The 18164-nt window shown below is 62.4% G+C and carries 18 protein-coding genes, 1 tRNA gene and 1 other RNA gene; 16 read left to right on the top strand and 4 right to left on the bottom strand.

Annotated features, from left to right (window positions below):
* Positions 1-65: 65 nt before the first annotated feature.
* Positions 66-773 carry a short-chain dehydrogenase gene (locus C3F36_RS01155; RefSeq protein ID WP_104454288.1) on the bottom strand — a complete coding sequence of 236 codons (708 nt, stop codon included), beginning with the start codon at positions 771-773 and terminating at the stop codon, positions 66-68.
* A gap of 75 nt (positions 774-848) precedes the next feature.
* Positions 849-1256: a transcriptional regulator gene (locus tag C3F36_RS01160; RefSeq protein ID WP_104454289.1), complete on the bottom strand. Its 408-nt coding sequence runs from the start codon at positions 1254-1256 to the stop codon at positions 849-851.
* Positions 1257-1422: 166 nt separating this feature from the next.
* On the opposite strand from C3F36_RS01160, the gene C3F36_RS01165 reads away from it, so the two are divergent.
* Entirely contained in the window at positions 1423-2322 is a 900-nt protein-coding gene (locus C3F36_RS01165) for an aldo/keto reductase (protein ID WP_104454290.1), read from the top strand.
* A gap of 69 nt (positions 2323-2391) precedes the next feature.
* Here C3F36_RS01165 and C3F36_RS01170 read toward each other — a convergent pair whose 3' ends face one another.
* The gene (locus C3F36_RS01170) at positions 2392-2670 is read right to left on the bottom strand and encodes an RNA recognition motif domain-containing protein (protein ID WP_029314670.1); all 279 of its coding nucleotides are present in this window, start codon (positions 2668-2670) and stop codon (positions 2392-2394) included.
* A 212-nt stretch (positions 2671-2882) separates the two neighbouring features.
* Positions 2883-3425, bottom strand: a complete 543-nt coding sequence (locus C3F36_RS01175; RefSeq protein WP_104453025.1) for a hypothetical protein — start codon at positions 3423-3425, stop codon at positions 2883-2885.
* Positions 3426-3599: 174 nt separating this feature from the next.
* On the opposite strand from C3F36_RS01175, the gene mepA reads away from it, so the two are divergent.
* The 15 genes from mepA to nuoH all read left to right on the top strand — a co-directional run bounded on the left by mepA (position 3600) and on the right by nuoH (position 18109).
* Positions 3600-4343 (top strand): penicillin-insensitive murein endopeptidase, encoded by a 744-nt coding sequence (mepA, locus tag C3F36_RS01180; RefSeq protein ID WP_104454291.1) that lies wholly within the window; start codon positions 3600-3602, stop codon positions 4341-4343.
* A gap of 42 nt (positions 4344-4385) precedes the next feature.
* The gene (locus C3F36_RS01185; protein ID WP_199769640.1) at positions 4386-4991 is read left to right on the top strand and encodes a LemA family protein; all 606 of its coding nucleotides are present in this window, start codon (positions 4386-4388) and stop codon (positions 4989-4991) included.
* Complete coding sequence (locus C3F36_RS01190; protein ID WP_041215026.1) at positions 4988-5722, top strand: TPM domain-containing protein; 735 nt, start codon at positions 4988-4990, stop codon at positions 5720-5722. The genes C3F36_RS01185 and C3F36_RS01190 overlap by 4 nt, the downstream gene beginning before the upstream one ends.
* 22 nt (positions 5723-5744) lie before the next feature.
* Positions 5745-6362, top strand: coding sequence for a TPM domain-containing protein (locus C3F36_RS01195; RefSeq protein ID WP_104454292.1), 618 nt, complete (start codon positions 5745-5747; stop codon positions 6360-6362).
* Positions 6363-6652: 290 nt separating this feature from the next.
* A tRNA-Ser gene (locus C3F36_RS01200) sits at positions 6653-6740 on the top strand.
* Positions 6741-6795: 55 nt separating this feature from the next.
* Positions 6796-6924: non-coding RNA, RtT sRNA (locus C3F36_RS01205), on the top strand.
* A 657-nt stretch (positions 6925-7581) separates the two neighbouring features.
* Positions 7582-8340, top strand: a complete 759-nt coding sequence (locus C3F36_RS01210; RefSeq protein WP_039038709.1) for a flagellar motor protein — start codon at positions 7582-7584, stop codon at positions 8338-8340.
* Positions 8318-9193 carry a flagellar motor protein MotB gene (locus C3F36_RS01215; RefSeq protein ID WP_041211562.1) on the top strand — a complete coding sequence of 292 codons (876 nt, stop codon included), beginning with the start codon at positions 8318-8320 and terminating at the stop codon, positions 9191-9193. Before C3F36_RS01210 ends, C3F36_RS01215 begins: the two co-directional genes overlap by 23 nt.
* Before the next feature lie 256 nt (positions 9194-9449).
* Positions 9450-9854: an NADH-quinone oxidoreductase subunit A gene (locus C3F36_RS01220; protein WP_039038710.1), complete on the top strand. Its 405-nt coding sequence runs from the start codon at positions 9450-9452 to the stop codon at positions 9852-9854.
* 29 nt (positions 9855-9883) lie between these two features.
* On the top strand, positions 9884-10558 hold the full coding sequence (locus C3F36_RS01225; protein ID WP_010675028.1) for a NuoB/complex I 20 kDa subunit family protein: 675 nt from the start codon (positions 9884-9886) through the stop codon (positions 10556-10558).
* A gap of 2 nt (positions 10559-10560) precedes the next feature.
* Entirely contained in the window at positions 10561-12366 is a 1806-nt protein-coding gene (gene nuoC / locus C3F36_RS01230) for an NADH-quinone oxidoreductase subunit C/D (RefSeq protein ID WP_041211563.1), read from the top strand.
* 72 nt (positions 12367-12438) lie between these two features.
* A complete protein-coding gene (nuoE, locus tag C3F36_RS01235; RefSeq protein ID WP_010675030.1) occupies positions 12439-12978 on the top strand; it encodes an NADH-quinone oxidoreductase subunit NuoE in 540 nt (179 codons plus the stop codon).
* Positions 12975-14360: an NADH-quinone oxidoreductase subunit NuoF gene (gene nuoF / locus C3F36_RS01240; RefSeq protein ID WP_042016644.1), complete on the top strand. Its 1386-nt coding sequence runs from the start codon at positions 12975-12977 to the stop codon at positions 14358-14360. The genes nuoE and nuoF overlap by 4 nt, the downstream gene beginning before the upstream one ends.
* Positions 14361-14417: 57 nt before the next feature.
* The gene (nuoG, locus tag C3F36_RS01245; protein ID WP_104454293.1) at positions 14418-17147 is read left to right on the top strand and encodes an NADH-quinone oxidoreductase subunit NuoG; all 2730 of its coding nucleotides are present in this window, start codon (positions 14418-14420) and stop codon (positions 17145-17147) included.
* Positions 17144-18109 (top strand): NADH-quinone oxidoreductase subunit NuoH, encoded by a 966-nt coding sequence (gene nuoH / locus C3F36_RS01250; protein ID WP_010675033.1) that lies wholly within the window; start codon positions 17144-17146, stop codon positions 18107-18109. Before nuoG ends, nuoH begins: the two co-directional genes overlap by 4 nt.
* The last annotated feature ends 55 nt before the right edge of the window (positions 18110-18164 follow it).

Genomic DNA, 18164 nt, shown 5'->3' on the forward strand with positions numbered 1-18164 from the left:
GATGACATTAACCAGCCGACACCCGGCTGGCAAGAAACGGCAAGCGGGAATGTGAGCCCGGCGGCTCACCAGGGCAGCGACTGACCCTGCAGATCCACGAAACGGCCCGAGTGCGCGGGCGTCAGTGTGGCCATCAGATCCAGCAGGCGGACGGCGACCTCGGCGGGATCCTGCAGCAGGGCGGGATCCATCTCCTGAAGAAAAGGTTGCTGCATGGGGGTATTCATGAGGCCGGGATGCACGGTGATGACACCGGCGCCGGGAAAACGTCCGGCCCACTCACCCGCCAGGATCCGGGATCCCATGTTGAGGGCGGCCTTGCTCATGCGGTAGCTGTAATGGCACATGGCCTCCTGGCCCCCCTCCTCCAGGCATCCCGCCCGATCCGAGAGGGTGCAGAGCCAGAGCGTGCTCTGGGGTATCATGCGCCGGCTCAGATTGGCACCAAGGGCCAGGTGGGGCCAGGCATTGGCCAGCAGACTCTCTTCGAGCCATTGGGGGGTCACCTCCTCCACCCGCCGCTCCGGCATGTGGGCAAGATCATGGAGCAGGCCTATGGTGTTGATCACCACCGTCGGCAGGGTGGTGCTGTCATAGAGGGTGAAGAGGGCTTCAAAGGAGAGCGAGTCCACCTCCTGCAGCGGAAAGTAGCAGGCGGGATCCAGCCCCCTGGGCAGTTGCCTGCCCGCCAGCAACCACTCTTCGCCCCGTCTGGCCAGCTCCCGTGCCAGCGCACTGCCCAACCCGCCACTGCCCAGGATCAGATAGCTCATCTGCGTGTCCTTGGATTTGATCACTGCTTAGAGGGTATCAGAAGAATGGCGGACTGCCGGGAGCCCCCGTCAGGCTCAGGCCTCGGCCAGATGGCGCCCAAACTCCCGCGCCCGGGCCAGGTCCAGAAAACCGTCCGCCTGCTTGTGGCTGCGCAGGAACTGGTAATAGGCGAGCAGGGTCACCAGTTGCTCCTCGTCCGGCATGGGATTTCCCGAACGAGTCTCCTGCACCAGCGCCCCCGCCGCCGCCAGCGCGTCCCTGTCCACCACCTCGGCCTGACGATAGAGATACCCGCAACCGGTGGCGAGCCACTCCAGCGAGCAGTTGGCCCCCATGGCAATCTGGTTCGCCTTGCCAAGGCCGGGCTCGGCCCCTTTCAGATACTTGCGGATCAGGGCTTCACTCAACCCCACCTTGCGGGCAAAGGCGCTCACACTCCCCTCCCCGATCAGGCTTTGCAGCCTGGCGGCAAATCCTTCCATCACCCCTTCTCCTCTCACTGACACCGGGATCTTGACCCGTCGGAGTCAGAACCATAGTTCGAATTCGCGAAGGGGGCATTATTGCCTTGTCCGCCGGAAGAGACCAAGATGCTGGCACATGATTTTGCCCCTTTCTTTTCGCATTTTTATGTCCAGAGGAGTCACCATGTCCGTATCCCGTCTGGCCCTGCACGAGCAAGGCCCCACCTTCTCCCGTCTCATCATGGGCTACTGGCGCCTGATGGAGTGGCAGCTCTCCCCCGCCGCCCTGCTGGACCTGATGAAATATCACCTTGATCTCGGGGTCACCACCATCGATCACGCCGACATCTACGGTGGCTACCAGTGCGAGGAGGCCTTCGGCCATGCCCTGCGCCTGGAGCCCTCCCTGCGCGATCGCATGGAGATCGTCAGCAAGTGCGGCATCGCCCTCACCGCCAATCCGGCCCACGCCCTGAATCACTACAACACCGGCAAGGGACACATAGTCGCCAGTGCCGAAGCCTCCTTGCAAAAACTCGGCACCGATCACCTGGATCTGTTGCTGATCCATCGCCCCGACCCCCTGATGAACGCCGACGAGGTGGCCGACGCCTTCATCACCCTCAAGCAGGCAGGCAAGATCAAGCACGCCGGGGTCTCCAACTTCACGCCCCACCAGTTCGCCCTGCTGCAATCCCGCCTGCCCTTCCCTCTGGTCACCAACCAGCTGGAGATCTCCCCACTCCATCAGGAGGGGACGCTGGATGGAGCCCTGGATCAATGCCAGCAACTGCGCATCAAGCCCATGGCCTGGTCCTGCCTTGGCGGCGGGCGGCTGTTCCATGCCCCCGACTATGCCCCGCTGCGGTCGGAACTCGAGCAGATCCGCCAGGAGGTGGGCGCCGACTGTCTGGAGCAGGTGGTCTACGCCTGGGTGATGATGCTGCCGAGTCAGCCGCTGCCCCTCATCGGCTCCGGCAAACGGGAGCGGATCACCGCCGCCGTGGCAGCCGAGTCCATTGAGCTCACTCGCCAGCAGTGGTTCCGCATCCGCAAGGCCGCTCTGGGTTATGACGTTCCCTGAGTCTGCATCAGACCCTGAAAACAAAAACGGCATGGAGGATTCCATGCCGTTTTCCGTTATCGAGACGATTCAACGATGGCGCTGGGGGCGACCACGGGGTGCATCCGTCTTCGGTTTGGCCTGATTGACCGTGATGGTGCGGCCGCCGACCTCGGTGCCGTGCAACTCGGCGATGGCCTTCTCGGCCTCACCATTGACCGGCATTTCAATGAAACCAAACCCCTTGGACTGACCGGTATCGCGGTCGATGATGATATCGACCTTGTCTACCTGCCCAAATTGGCTGAACACGGTTGTCAGTTCGTCGGCCGTCATCCGGTACGACAGATTACCTACGTAAATCTTCATGCCATCCACTCTCGATTCAAGGTGCCTTATCTATGCATCCACCGACCTGGGAGTAAGGGCACAACCCCCCTGCCGGACCAGCCACGGCATCATGCCATGGCACTTCCAGCTTCGTATCCCAAGTCCTTGATCTCTTGGGTTATCAGAGCAGGAAAGATCAAATCGAATCAGAGGCAGTATCTGAGCATTGGGATGAATTGTCGAGAAAATAGTCAGGCCGGGTGCAGCTCGGCCAGCAATGTGCCGAGGGCACGACGCCCATGCCAGGCACGTTTGAACCCGAATCGATAAACCCCGGGGGCCACTTCGTGAGTCCCTTCCCGGGACAACCCGAGCAGGCTGGTGGCCGTCGCCAGGGTCACCTCATCCAGCCCGAGATCCAGGCTGAAATCGAGCCACTGGCCATCGTGTCCCACCTTTCGATCCCGCTCCATGCCCACCAGCACGGCTCTGGGCAGGGCCAACGCCCGGTCTTCGCCACCATTGAGCAGATAGAGATGGCGTTCATCCCAGGCAAGCTCCGCCAGACGCCAGCGCTGCCAGTTGCGCGGCAACACCATCATCACCAGCACGATACCGCCAAAGACCACCCCGACCCAGGGCAGCAGGCCCATGTCGGGATATCCCAGCCAGAGGGCGGCCACCACAGTGGCGAGACTCCCCAGCAACAGGCAGATCATGACCCCGTAAAACCGCCGGGCCGGGGGCATCAGCCAGCGCACGTTCTCTTGCGCTGCCAGCTCACTGACTCTCATCTTCTCTTCTCCTTCTGTGATGCGAACGGCCTTGCCGTCGCTGCGTTGCCGCGCATTGTGCGCGAGCGACGCGCCGCGATGCAACCGCCACCGCGACACGGATGACGGCCAGCCGCCACTCTTGGTATGCTTGGGGCTGTCTGAGCCCGCACTGGGCGCCATCCCGGGAGTCCCATGTTCGCCACCGCCCTGCTCTTGTCCGCGAGCACACTCTATGCCGAGGCCATCGGCGGCTACTCCGCCGGCTGCCTGAAAAATGCCGTGGCCCTGCCCCTCGAAGGCCCTGGTTATCAGGTGATCCGCACCAAACGGCTGCGCTATTACGGTCACCCCGACCTCATCCATTACCTGCAGCATCTGGCCAACCAGACCAGACTGGCCGGCATGCCGGATCTCTATATCGCCGACCTCGCCATGATGCACGGGGGGCCCTTTACCTCAGGTCATCGCAGCCACCAGACCGGCCTGGATGCCGACATCTGGTTCAGGATGGCTGACAGGCCCATCAGCCGCTGGGAGCAGGATGCCCCCAGGGAGTGGGCGCTGATCGACGAACCCAGCTACCGGATGCTACCCGGCCGATTCGGTCCCAGGCAGCTCAATCTGCTGCGCCTTGCGGCTGATCGCCCCGAGGTGGCGCGCATCTTCGTCAACCCCGTCATCAAGGCCGAGGTGTGCAAACAGGCACCCGGTGAAGCCTGGGTCGGCAAGCTGCGCCCCTGGGTCGGCCACTTCAGCCACTTTCACGTCCGCCTGCGCTGCCCGGCAAACAGTCCGGACTGCCAGTCCCAGGCTCCCATTCCCCCCGGCAATGGCTGTGGGGAGGAGCTGGCCTCCTGGCTCAAGGACAAACCCCAGTTGCCCAAGGTGTCGATGAACTACCGCGCCCCCCTCTTACCCAGGCGTTGTGAGGGCTGACCACAAGCTGTTATGGTGAACCTATTTCCGAGAGAAATATCAATGGAGAACAACAAGATGGCCACTTCACTCTGGCAGCGTGGTACCCGTGCCCTGCTGACCCTGACCCTGCTGCTGGGTTTGACCGGCTGCGGCATGAACACCATTCCGACCCTGGATGAGCAGGTCAAGGCGAGCTGGGGACAGGTCGAGAACCAGTACCAGCGCAGGGCCGATCTCATTCCCAACCTGGTGGCCACCGTCAAGGGGTACGCCAGCCACGAGCAGGAGACCCTCAAGGCGGTCACCGATGCCCGTGCCCGAGTCAGCAGCGTGCAGGTGAGTGACCCCTCCCAGCTCAAGGCGTTCGAGGCGGCTCAGGAGCAGCTCTCCAGCGCCCTCTCCCGGCTGATGGTGGTGGTCGAGCGCTACCCGGATCTGAAGGCCGATCAGCAGTTCCTGACCCTGCAGGCCCAGCTGGAAGGCACCGAGAATCGCATCGCGGTGGCCAGACGGGATTACATCGAGGCAGTACGCCAGTTCAATACCGAGATCCGTACCTTCCCCGGGGTCATCTGGTCCAAGCTGCTTTACTCCGATCTGGAAGCCAAACCCACCTTCAGCGCCAAACCCGGTGCCGATGAGGCGCCCAAGGTCAGCTTCCAATGAACGTGATGAGACGCTGGCTGGCGCTCTGTCTGCTGCTCTGTGCCACGGCACTGCATGCCGCCCCCGATTTCCCGGCCCTGACCGGGCGGGTGGTGGACGAGGCCAATTTGATGTCCCGCAAGCAGGCCCACCAGCTCGCACAGCAACTGGCCGTCTTCGAGAAGCGCAGCGGCGTCCAGCTGGTGGTGGTCTCCATCGACACGCTGGCGGGGGATACCATCGAAGAGTACGGCTACCAGCTCGGTCGCCACTGGGGCATCGGCCAAAAAGGCAAGAACAACGGCGTGCTGCTGATCATCGCCCAGGACGAGCGCAAGGTGCGCATCGAGGTGGGTTATGGCCTGGAAGGTGCCCTGCCCGACGCCATCGCCGCCAATATCATCCAGACCCGGATCCTGCCCGCCTTCAAGCGCGGTGACATGGTGGCCGGCATCCTCGCCGGCAGCCAGGGCATCATGCAGGCCCTGGCCGGGGAGTATCAGCCCGTGGACCACGCCAGCAAGGCCGACAAGCAGGGAGGTCCCTGGCTCTTCATCCTGGTGGTGATTGCGATGATCGTGCTGCACAACCTACGCGGCGGCGGCGGTGGGCCGGGAGGACGTCGCCGGGCCGCCTACATGGCCGGTGGATTCGGTGCCGGCTCTTTTGGCGGCCGCACTGGCGGTGGTGGTGGCGGTTTCAGTGGTGGCGGCGGCAGCTTTGGCGGCGGCGGTGCATCTGGCGGTTGGTAATCAGGGAAAAAGAGACAACAAGATGATTTCGAAACAGTTTTTCCACACCTTGCAGGCCAAAGTTCGACAGGCCGAGCAGGCCACGGATGCCGAACTGGTCACCGTGCTGGCCCCGGCCAGCGATGGCTATCGCTATATCCCGACCCTGTGGGCCGCCCTGCTGGCCATGCTCACCCCCCTGCTGGTCTTCCAGCTCGGCTTCTGGCTTGGCTGGTACGAGATCCTGCTGGTGCAGTGGTCGGTCTGGTTGCTGCTGAGCCTGCTGTTCCACTGGACACCCATCAAGATGCGGCTCATTCCCAACAAGGTACGCCGTCACCGGGCCGCCCTGATGGCCCGCCTGCAGTTTGTCGAGCAGGGACTTCACCGCACCCGGGACCGGCTCGGTGTGCTTATCTTCGTCTCGGTGGCGGAGCACTATGTGGAGATCCTGGTAGACGACGGGATCGCCCAGCACATCGACAACACCCAGTGGCAGCAGATCATCGACGACTTCGTGGTTCGGGTACGCAACAAGGAGGTCGAGCAGGGGTTCCTGGAGTGCGTGGAGCGCACCAGCGCCATTCTGACCGACGCCTTCCCCGCCACCCGGGATCAGAACGAGCTGCCTGACAGCCTGATCATTCTCGACAAGCCTTGAACGGGATTAAAAAACCGGCATTCTGTTCAAGGGATAGGCACTCGATAAAGATTATGAAAAATAAGGGGAAAAGTGGTTGACCCAGGCAGCCCTTTCCCCTAAATTACGCCCCGTTCCAGCGCAACGGCGCAACGGCGCAACGGCGCAACGGCGCAACGAACAGCGTGTTGGCTGAACACGTTAAATCACAGACAAAAATTTGGTGCGGTATCCGAGAGGCTGCCCACCGACGAAGTCGGCAAGATGCACGCGGAGCGTGCTCCGAAAGCCACTTCAAGCAGTAAAAATTTGGTGAGGTGTCCGAGTGGCTGAAGGAGCACGCCTGGAAAGTGTGTATACGGCAACGTATCGAGGGTTCGAATCCCTCCCTCACCGCCAAATTGTAAAAACCGACCTCAGGGTCGGTTTTTTGCATCTGGTGACATGGCAACATCCGATGCCGATGGAGAGAAGGTGAGAAGCCTCGTCGGGTTCGAGCAGAGCAGCTTGCTGCGATGAACGACCGCAGGCCGCCCCGAAGGGGTGTGCCACGCAGTGGTGAATCATCCCTCCCTCACCGCCAAATAAAGTAAAAGGCCCCGTCGCAAGATGGGGCCTTTTACTTTTTCCGATGATGGGCGGCTCGGTTCAAACCCTGTCGACAGGCGGGCAGGATAGCCCGACTGGACGGCCAGAGGCCGCCCGCAGGGCGAGCGCCAGGGATGACGCGAGTCAATCCCGATCCAGCGTACAGCTTGAAGAACCGACCTTAAGGTCGGTTTTTTGCTTCAAGGCGTCTGCCAACCCCCTGGCAGGAGAAACCCGTCATCGGCGGGGGCCAGAAAAAACGGTTTGCCGCGATACCTGGCCGAGTGCCGCCCAGCCAATCCTATCCCTTCCGCCTCTCTGCTCTCTGCCGACAGGGGATATGCCCCGAGGGCAGCCAGCCCTCTCTCGTTGACAGATCATTACACCAAGAAAAGAGAAGATTGCAATACAAACAACCAACACCCTCTCACAGATAGCACAGTATATTGTGATATCACTTGGATAACCGCCTCGTCCTGCCATGCCGGCACCGTCAACCTGCTCTGCTGACCAGGCGGCACAGGCCGATGCCACCGGACAATACCGGGTCTGCGCAACCTCTCGGATATTGCTCACCGATTGGATATCGTTTTGAAAAACTGATAGTTAAATGGCTACACTAGCCTCACACATCGCATAGGGATATGGACAAATGAGTCTTATTGGCTTGCTGCTGGCCCTGGCAGCCATTCTGGGTGGCAACATGATAGAAGGGGGGCACCCCAGCGCCCTGCTCGATCTACCCGCCTTTCTCATCGTGATCGGCGGTACCGTCGGTGCCGCACTGACCCAGTTTCCCTTCTCCGTGGTTGGTAAAACCCTCAAGCGCTTCAAGTGGCTCATCACTCCCCTGCGCCTCGACATGCTGGAGCAGGCCCAGCTGCTTGAAACCCTGGCGGGCAATGCACGGCGCAGTGGCATGCTGGCACTGGAGGGCATGATCGACGACATCAAGGATCCCTTCCTGCAAAAAGGGGTACAGATGATGGTCGATGGCTACGAGAAGACCAAGATCCACGAGGTACTGGAAAACGAGATCGAGTTCGAGCAGGAAGATATCGAACAGACCGTCAAATTCTACGAGGCCATGGGGGGCTACTGCCCGACCATGGGGATCGTCGGGGCCGTATTTGGCCTCATTCACGCCATGGGCCTGCTGGATGCCCCCGACAAGCTGGGGGGCGCCATCGCGGTGGCCTTTATCGCCACCATCTACGGGGTGTCGGCCGCCAACCTCATCTTCCTGCCCTTCGGCAACCGCTACAAGTCGTTTGCCCACCAGATCCGCCACTACAAGGAGATGACCCTCACCGGCATCCTCTGCATCGTGGACGGCGAATCACAGCAACGGCTGCAAGTGACCCTTGAGCCTTACCTCGGAGGCCACAGTGGCGAAAAAGAAAAAGGCTGAGGCGCCGGAGAACCACGAACGCTGGCTGGTCTCCTACGCCGACTTCATGACACTGCTGTTCGCCCTGTTCGTGGTGCTCTACTCCTTCGCCATGGCCAAGCAGTCGGAGACTCGCGTGCTCATTCAGGGCTTTATCGAATCTCTTGGCAAGATAGGGCTGGTTTCCCTTCCCGCCGGCTCCCCCGTGATGCAGGGGGGCACAGGCATACTGGAACCCGAGTCCAAGACCACCCCCAATACCTCCCAGAAAGAGCAGGTGCTGGATACCCAGACGCCCGCAGCGGCGGCCGACCCTTTCAACGAGACCATCGGCTCCTCGGAGAAACCTACGGCCACGGAGTCCTGGCCCCACAAGACCAAGGAGCAGGATTGGGTCACGGTCACCAAGCAGAAGCTGGATCAGCAGCTCAAGAGCCAAATCGAGTCCAAAGAGATCGAGGTGGAGCAGCTTGGCAGCCAGCTAGTCATCCGCATCGGCGAAAAGACCTTGTTCCCCGCCGACTCCGCCTTCTTGCAGCCCCAGTTCATTCCGCTGGTCAACAAGGTCTCGGACGTGCTGGCGGACATCCCCGGCATGGTGGTGGTCACCGGTCACACCGACAACTCCCAGGCGCCGGTGGAGCTCTATCGCAACAACTGGGAGCTGTCGGTGCTGCGGGCGGCCACCATCACCCACACTCTGCTGACCAACCCCAAGCTGGATTCACGACGGCTGATCGCCCAGGGGGTGGCGGATACCCAACCCCGTTATCCAAACGATACCACGGCTCACCGCCAGGCCAACCGCCGGGTGGAGATCGTGCTCTCCCAGGGCAAGGCGGCAGAGCAGAGCCTCCCCGTTCTCCAACCCTGAAACAGACCCCGCCATGCGGGGTCTTTTGTTTCCTGCCATCCACCGGATTTTCAAACTATCCGGTTTTTTTCTGCTAAATAAAAACGATTGAAAACAATTCTCAAACGAGAAAGTTGACCCCGCTAGCAAAACACAATTTTCATCCCGTTGATTAATAATTAATCCTTTGAAATGACATGTAAATCAGTACGAAAGTGGCATACTACGTAACGTCATTGTTAAGTCACATGATTAATTTGGTTAGGGAAAAACCTATATGTTTGCTGATATTGCCGTCCAGCACTGGGCTTTTGCTGTCTATGTCATTGGCGCCATCTGTATCTGCTTGACCATGATAGGCCTGGCGGCCTTGCTGGGGGGACGCGCCTATGGCCGTGCCAAGAACAAACCCTTCGAATCCGGGGTGGATTCCGTCGGCAACGCCCGCCTGCGCTTCTCCGCCAAGTTCTACCTGGTCGCCATGTTCTTCGTCATCTTCGATGTCGAAGCCCTCTATCTCTTTGCCTGGTCCGTCTCCGTTCGGGAGAGCGGCTGGGTCGGCTTCATCGAAGCCACCATCTTCATCACCCTGCTGCTGGTAGGCCTCCTCTACCTGTGGCGCATTGGTGCCCTCGACTGGGCCCCGAAAAAGCGTGTCCTGACTGACAAGAAACCAGACTGAACTACCGATTATCTCTTTGAGGTTGCACCATGAAGTACACCCTGACCCGGATTGACCCGGATGCGCCCGTTGAGCGCTACCCCCAGGAACAGCGCCAGACCGTCGATGATCCACTGGCGCAACAAGCGACCCGCGGCATCATGATCGGGCGCCTCGAAGAGGTGCTGCAAGACACCGTCAACTGGGGCCGCAAGAACTCCCTCTGGCCCTACAACTTCGGCATCTCCTGCTGCTACGTGGAGATGTGTACCGCCTTCACCTCTCCCCACGACGTGGCTCGCTTCGGCGCAGAGGTCATACGAGCCTCCCCCCGTCAGGCCGACTTCATGGTGATTGCCGGCACCCCCTTCATCAAGATGGCCCCTGTCATCCAGCGGCTCTATGAGCAGTTGCTCGAACCCAAGTGGGTCATCTCCATGGGGGCCTGCGCCAACTCCGGCGGCATGTATGACATCTACTCCGTGGTACAGGGGGTGGACAAGTTCCTGCCGGTCGATGTCTACATTCCGGGCTGCCCGCCCCGCCCCGAGGCCTTCCTGCAAGCCCTGATGCTGCTGCAGGAGTCCATCGGCAAGGAACGCCGCCCCCTCTCCTGGGTGGTGGGGGATCAGGGGATCTACCGTCCCCAGATGCAATCCGAGAAGGAACGCAAGCGCGGCGAGCGGATCAACGTGACCAACCTGCGCACGCCGGATGAGATCTGATCATGAAACTGACTCGAGAATTCCCAAGCAATTACACCATGGCCCAGTGGCAAACCGCCGATCACGCCGATGCCCAGGTGGTCGGCGAGCTGTTCGCCCACTTCGGTGCCGAGCGCTTCACCGTGCAGAGCACCCGTACCGGCGTGCCGGTCATCTGGCTCTCCCGGGATCTGCTGCTGGACGTGATGGGCTTCTTGCAAAAGCTGCCCTCCCCCTTCGTGATGCTGTTCGATCTCAGCGCCACCGACGAACGGATGCGCAGCCATCGCCACGGCCTGCCAGAGAGCGACTTTACCGTCTTCTATCACCTCATCTCCATCGACCGTAACGCCGACGTGATGCTGAAGGTGGCGCTCAAGGAGAGCGATCTCCATCTGCCCACCGTCAGCCGCCACTTCCCCAACGCCAACTGGTACGAGCGGGAAGTGTGGGATTTGATGGGGATCACCTTCGATGGCCACCCCCATCTGACCCGCATCATGATGCCCAAGAGCTGGCAAGGGCACCCCTTGCGCAAGGACTACCCGGCGCGCGCCACCGAGTTTGATCCCTTCATGCTCGATGCGGTCAAGCAGGATCAGGAGCAGGACAACCTGCTGTTCAAGCCGGAAGAGTGGGGCATGGCCCGCGGCAACGAGAACGAGGACTACATGTTCCTGAACCTCGGGCCGAACCACCCCTCCGCCCACGGCGCCTTCCGCCTGGTGCTGCAACTCGACGGGGAAGAGATCCGCGACTGCGTGCCCGACATCGGCTATCACCACCGCGGCGCCGAGAAGATGGGCGAGCGCCAGTCCTGGCACAGCTACATCCCCTACACCGACCGGGTCGAATACCTGGGCGGCGTGATGAACAACCTGCCCTATGTGCTGGCGGTCGAGAAGCTGGCCGGCATCAAGGTGCCGGCGCGGGTCGACATGATCCGGGTGATGATGGCGGAGCTGTTCCGCATCCAGAGCCACCTGCTGTTCCTTGGCACCTACATTCAGGACGTGGGGGCCATGACCCCGGTCTTCTTCACCTTCACGGACCGCCAGAAGATCTACACCATCATCGAGGCCATCACCGGAGCCCGCATGCACCCGGCCTGGTTCCGTATCGGCGGCGTGGCCCACGATCTGCCTGCCGGCTGGACCCGCCTCATCCAGGACAACCTGTTGAGCTGGCTGCCCAAGCGGTTGATGGAGTATGAAAAGGCGGCCATGCGCAACAGCATACTGCGGGGCCGCACCATCGGCGTCGCCGCCTACAACACGGCCCAGGCCCTGGCCTGGGGCACCACGGGGGGCGGTCTGCGGGCCACGGGGCTCAACTTTGACGTGCGCAAATGGCGCCCCTATTCCGGTTACGATCAGTTCGAGTTCGAGGTGCCGGTGGGCAGCAACGGGGACGCCTACGACCGCGCCACCGTGCGCATCGAGGAGATCCGCCAGAGCCTGTCCATTATCGAGCAGTGCATGAAAAACATGCCTGAGGGCCCCTTCAAGGCGGATCACCCGCTCACCACGCCACCGCCCAAAGAGCGCACCCTGCAGGACATCGAAACCCTGATCACCCACTTCCTGCAAGTCTCCTGGGGGCCTGTCATGCCGGCCGCCGAGTCCTTCCAGATGATTGAGGCGACCAAGGGGGTCAACAGCTATTACCTGACCAGCGACGGATCCACCATGAGCTACCGGACCCGGATCCGCACCCCGAGCTTTGCCCACCTGCAGCAGATCCCCTCGGTGATCCGCGGCCAGATGGTGTCGGATCTTATCGTCTACCTGGGCAGTATCGATTTCGTTATGTCAGATGTGGATCGTTGAGTCCTCTCGCCCCGGCAGCCGGGGCGAAGGGCAAGACGCGCAGTAAAGGGACAAGCCACAAAAGGTCAAGTCATGAGCCAATGTCAGTGTCACAATAACCAGACCCCACAAGGGCAAGGGGCATGCAGCAGCCAGCAGGGAGATTTCGTCCTGAGCCAGGCTGAGCGCGATGCCATCGAACACGAGAAACACCACTACGAAGATCCCCGTGCAGCCAGCATCGAAGCGCTCAAGATAGTGCAACAGGCCCGTGGCTGGGTACCTGACGGCGCCATTCACGCCATCGGCGCCGAGCTCGGCATCCCCGCCAGCGACGTGGAAGGGGTCGCCACCTTCTACAGCCAGATCTTCCGCCAGCCGGTGGGTCGTCACATCATCCGCGTCTGCGACAGCATGGTCTGCTACATCAACGGCCACGAGCAGTTGCTTGCCGGTCTGAAAGAGGTCGTCAATCTGGCCCCCGGTCAAACCTCCCCGGATGGCCGCTTCACCCTGTTGCCCGTCTGCTGCCTCGGCAACTGCGACAAGGGGCCGGCCATCATGATCGATGACGATACCTATGGCGGACTCGATGCCGTCAGCCTGCTGAAAACCCTGGAGGCTTACCCATGAGCATTCAGCCAGGCAAGACGCTTGCCTCCCTCGGCACCGCCAATCGCATCCCCCGCACCGCCGAGACTCACCCTCTCACCTGGCGCCTGCGAGACGACGGCCAGCCGGTGTGGCTCGAGGAGTACCAGGCAAAACAGGGCTATGAGGCCGCCCGCAAGGCCCTTGGCCAGATGAGCCCGGATGACATCGTCAGCACCGTCAAGGATGCCGGCCTCAAGGGACGCGGCGGCGCCGGTTTCTCCACCGGCGTGAAGTGGGGCCTGATGCCCAAAGACGAGAGCATGAACATCCGTTACCTGCTCTGCAACGCCGACGAGATGGAACCCAATACCTACAAAGACCGCATGCTGATGGAGCAGCTGCCTCACCTGCTGATCGAGGGGATGATCATCAGTGCCCGGGCTCTCAAGGCCTATCGCGGCTACATCTTCCTGCGCGGCGAGTACGTGGATGCCGCCATCCACCTGCGCCGCGCCGTGGAAGAGGCCAAGGCCGCGGGGCTCCTTGGCAAGAACATCCTGGGCTCGGGCTTTGACTTCGAGCTGTTCGTCCACACCGGCGCAGGTCGCTACATCTGCGGCGAAGAGACGGCCCTCATCAACTCCCTGGAAGGACGGCGCGCCAACCCGCGGGCCAAACCCCCCTTCCCCGCCGTCTCCGGCGTCTGGGGCAAGCCCACCTGCGTCAACAACGTCGAAACCCTGTGCAACGTCCCCGCCATCATCGGCAACGGTGTGGCCTGGTATCAGGGGCTGGCACTGCCGGGTTCGGAAGATCACGGCACCAAGCTGATGGGCTTTTCCGGCAAGGTCAACAATCCCGGCCTGTGGGAGCTGCCCTTTGGCATCACCGCCCGCGAGCTGTTCGAAAACTACGCCGGCGGCATGAAGCCCGGCTATCGCCTGAAAACCTGGCAACCGGGCGGCGCCGGCACCGGCTTCCTGCTGCCCGAGCACCTGGATGCCCAGATGTACGCTGGCGGCATCGGCAAGGTGGGCACCCGCATGGGTACGGGCCTTGCCATGGCGGTGGATGACAGCATCAACATGGTCTCACTGCTGCGCAACATGGAGGAGTTCTTTGCCCGCGAATCCTGCGGCTGGTGCACCCCCTGCCGCGACGGCCTGCCCTGGAGCGTCAAGATCCTGCGGGCGCTGGAGAGGGGCGAGGGCCAACCCGAGGATCTCGCGACCCTGGAACAGCTGGTCAGTTTCCTGGGCCCGGGCAAGACCTTCTGTGCCCATGCCCCCGGCGCCGTCGAGCCCCTTGGCAGTGCGATGAAGTATTTCCGATCCGAGTTCGAGGCCGGGGTCAAGGCCCCCCATGACAATCACAAGCTGTTCAAGGGTATCCAGCCCAACCTGCTGGGCGAGCGCTGGTAAGCGCCAGGACGCATCGGGCAATAGCCGATTTCATAAAACAGGTTTCAGGGAAGTTGTATGGCAACCATTCATGTAGACGGTAAAGAGTACGAGGTAGACGGGGCAGACAACCTGCTGCAAGCCTGTCTGTCGCTGGGTCTGGACGTCCCCTATTTTTGCTGGCACCCGGCGCTGGGTAGCGTCGGTGCCTGCCGCCAGTGCGCGGTCAAACAGTATCAGAATGCCGACGACAAGCGCGGCCGCCTGGTCATGTCCTGCATGACCCCTTCCACCGATGGCACCTATATCTCCATCGAGGATGAAGAGGCGAAGGAGTTTCGCAAGACGGTGGTGGAGTGGCAGATGACCAACCATCCCCACGACTGCCCGGTGTGTGAAGAGGGTGGCGCCTGCCACCTGCAGGACATGACGGTGATGACGGGCCACAACAGCCGCCGCTACCGTTTCACCAAGCGCACCCACCAGAATCAGGATCTGGGCCCCTTCATCAACCACGAGATGAACCGCTGCATCGCCTGCTACCGCTGCGTGCGCTATTACAAGGATTACGCCGGTGGCGAGGATCTCGGGGTCTATGGCGCCCATGACAACGTCTACTTCGGCCGGGTCGAGGATGGCACCCTGGAGAGCGAATTCTCCGGCAACCTGGTGGAGGTCTGTCCCACCGGCGTCTTCACCGACAAGACCCACTCCGAGCGTTACAACCGCAAGTGGGACATGCAGTTCGCCCCCAGCATCTGCCAGGGGTGCTCGGTCGGCTGCAACATCAGCCCGGGTGAGCGCTACGGCGAGCTGCGCCGCATCGAGAACCGTTTCCACGGCGCCCTGAACCACTATTTCCTCTGCGATCGCGGCCGCTTCGGCTACGGTCACGTCAATCTGACCGACCGCCCGCGCCAGCCCTTGCTGCAGGATGGCAGTGACAAGCTGGCCATCACGGTGGATGGTGCCCTGAACCGGGCGGCGGATGCGCTGCGCACCGCCAGCGGCGTCATCGGCATCGGCTCACCCCGCGCCTCCTTGGAGAGCAACTTCGCCCTGCGCGAACTGGTGGGGGCCGCCAACTTCTACTCCGGGGTCGAGCGGAGCGAATGGGAATGCCTGCAGAAGATGCTGGACATTCTGGAGCACGGCGGCGTGCGCACTCCCAGCCTGCGCGACATGGAAGAGGCCGACGCCGTGCTGGTGCTCGGGGAAGATGTCACCCAGACCGCCGCCCGCATCGCCCTGGCCCTGCGCCAGGCGGTGAAAGGCAAGGGGCGCGAAATTGCCCGCAAGCTGAAGGTGGATCTCTGGCAGGTCGCCGCCGTGCAGACCCTGGCCCAGAACCAGCGCTACCCCTTGCTCATCACCAGTCTGGATGCCACCCGCCTGGATGACGTGGCGAGCAGCACCCTGCACGCCCCCCACGCGGATCAGGCGCGCCTCGGGTTTGCCATCGCCCACCTGCTGGACGCCAGTGCACCTGCACCAACGGATCTCTCCCCCGAACAGCAGGCCCTCGCCGCCCAATGGGCCGACCTGCTTGGCAACGCCAAAAAGCCCCTCATCATCGCAGGCAATGGTGCCCGCAGCCAGGCGCTGATCGAAGCGGCCAGCAACATCGCCCGCGCCCTCAAGGGCCGTGGCCAGGCCGCGGAGCTTGCCCTGGTGGCTCAGGAAGCCAACAGCCTGGGGCTGGCCATGCTGGCCCGGCATGCCGCCCCGCTGGAGGCAGCCCTCGAGCGCATGGAAGGGGAAGAGAGACTTGCCTTGGTCGTTCTTGAGAACGACCTCTACCGCCGAGCCCCCCGCAGCCGGGTGGACGCCGCCCTGGATCGCCTGCAACACCTGCTGGTCATCGACCATCAGGAGACGGCCACCGCAAAGAAGGCGGATTTGGTGCTACCTGCCGCCAGTTTTGCCGAAGGCGATGGCACCCTGGTCAACATGGAAGGCCGCGCCCAGCGCTTCTTCCAGGTCTATGCTCCCGCCTTCTACAACGCCGATATCCAGGTGCGCGAGAGCTGGCGCTGGCTGGGTGCCCTGCAAGGGAGCCAGCAACCGCGTTCGGTTCGCTGGAACACCTTCGACGATGTGAGTCGCGATTGCGCCGCCAGCGCCCCGCTGCTCACCACCATGGGGGAAGCTGCACCCAACGCCAGCCTGCGCATTCGCGGCATGAAGCTCGCCCGGGAGCCGCACCGCTACAGTGGTCGCACCTCCATGCTGGCGAACCAGAACGTGAGCGAGCCCAGAGTCGCCCAGGATCCCGATTCACCGTTCGCCTTCTCCATGGAAGGCTACGCCGGTGCCCGCCAGCCCCTCTCCCAGGTACCGTTTGCCTGGGCGCCGGGCTGGAACTCCCCCTCCGCCTGGAACAAGTTCCAGGACGAGGTGGGTGGCAACCTGCGTGCCGGGGATCCCGGTCGCCGCCTGCTGGAGCCGGGCGAAGGCAACCTGGGCTGGTTTGGTGCCATTCCGGCTCCCTTCCAGCCCGCCGCATCCCTGCAGGTGGTGAGCTATGACCAGCTGTTCGGTGGCGAGGAGCTCTCCGCCAGAAGCCCGGTCATCCAGGCTCGCATGGGGGAACCCACCCTGGTACTGAACCCGGCGGATGCCGCGCGCCTGGCACTGTCCCCTGACGCGCTGGTGGCCGTCTCCTGGGGTGGCAACCACTGGCGCCTGCGTCTGCGCCTGAGCGATGCACTGGCTCCGGGCCTGGCAGGGTTGCCACTCGGGGTGAACGGCCTGCCGACCGCCCTGCACCACGCCCTGATCGATAACCTGCAGGAGGTCATCGCATGAGCGACTCTCTGATGGATCTGCTGATCGAGGTCGGCAAGGCACTGGTCGTGCTCGTGGGGATCGTGGGGGCCGGCGCCTTCATGAGCTTCATCGAGCGCCGCCTGCTGGCACTGTGGCAAGACCGTTACGGCCCCAACCGGGTTGGCCCCTTCGGCCTGCTGCAACTGGCGGCCGACATGGTCAAGATGTTCTTCAAGGAGGACTGGATCCCGCCCTTTGCGGATCGCCGGATCTTCGTGCTGGCCCCCATCATCGCCTTCACCGCCTTCATCCTGGCGTTTGCGGTGGTGCCCATCACCCCCACCTGGGGCGTGGCGGATCTCAACGTGGGGCTGCTCTATATCCTGGCGATCGCCGGGCTGGCGGTCTATGCCGTGCTGTTCGCCGGCTGGTCGAGCAACAACAAATACTCCCTGCTCGGCAGCCTGCGCGCCTCGGCCCAGACCCTCTCCTACGAGGTGTTCCTTGGCCTCTCGCTCATGGGCATCGTCATCCAGACCGGCAGCTTCAACCTGCGTGACATCGTCGAGGCCCAGGCCGGCATGTGGAACGTGATCCCCCAGATCCTGGGCTTCGTCACCTTCCTGTTTGCCGGGGTCGCCGTCACCCACCGCCACCCGTTTGACCAGCCGGAGGCCGAGCAGGAGCTCGCCGACGGTTATCACATCGAGTACGCGGGCATGAAGTGGGGTCTCTTCTTCGTGGGGGAGTACATCGGCATCGTGCTGATCTCTTCACTCATCGTGACCCTCTTCTTCGGTGGCTGGCACGGCCCCTGGCTGCCGCCCTTCATCTGGTTCGCCCTGAAGACAGCCTGTTTCATGGTGTTCTTCATCCTGCTGCGGGCCTCCCTGCCCCGCCCGCGCTTCGACCAGGTGATGTCCTTTGGCTGGAAAGTGTGCCTGCCCCTGACCCTGCTCAACATGCTGGTCACCGCTGCCGTGGTGCTGATGAATGCGTGAGCAAAACGAGATGGACATGACGATGATTCGGCCGTCTGCGGCAAGGAAACGCCCA

The organism is Aeromonas sp. ASNIH2, from assembly GCF_002934795.1.
Taxonomy (GTDB): Bacteria; Pseudomonadota; Gammaproteobacteria; order Enterobacterales; family Aeromonadaceae; genus Aeromonas; species Aeromonas caviae.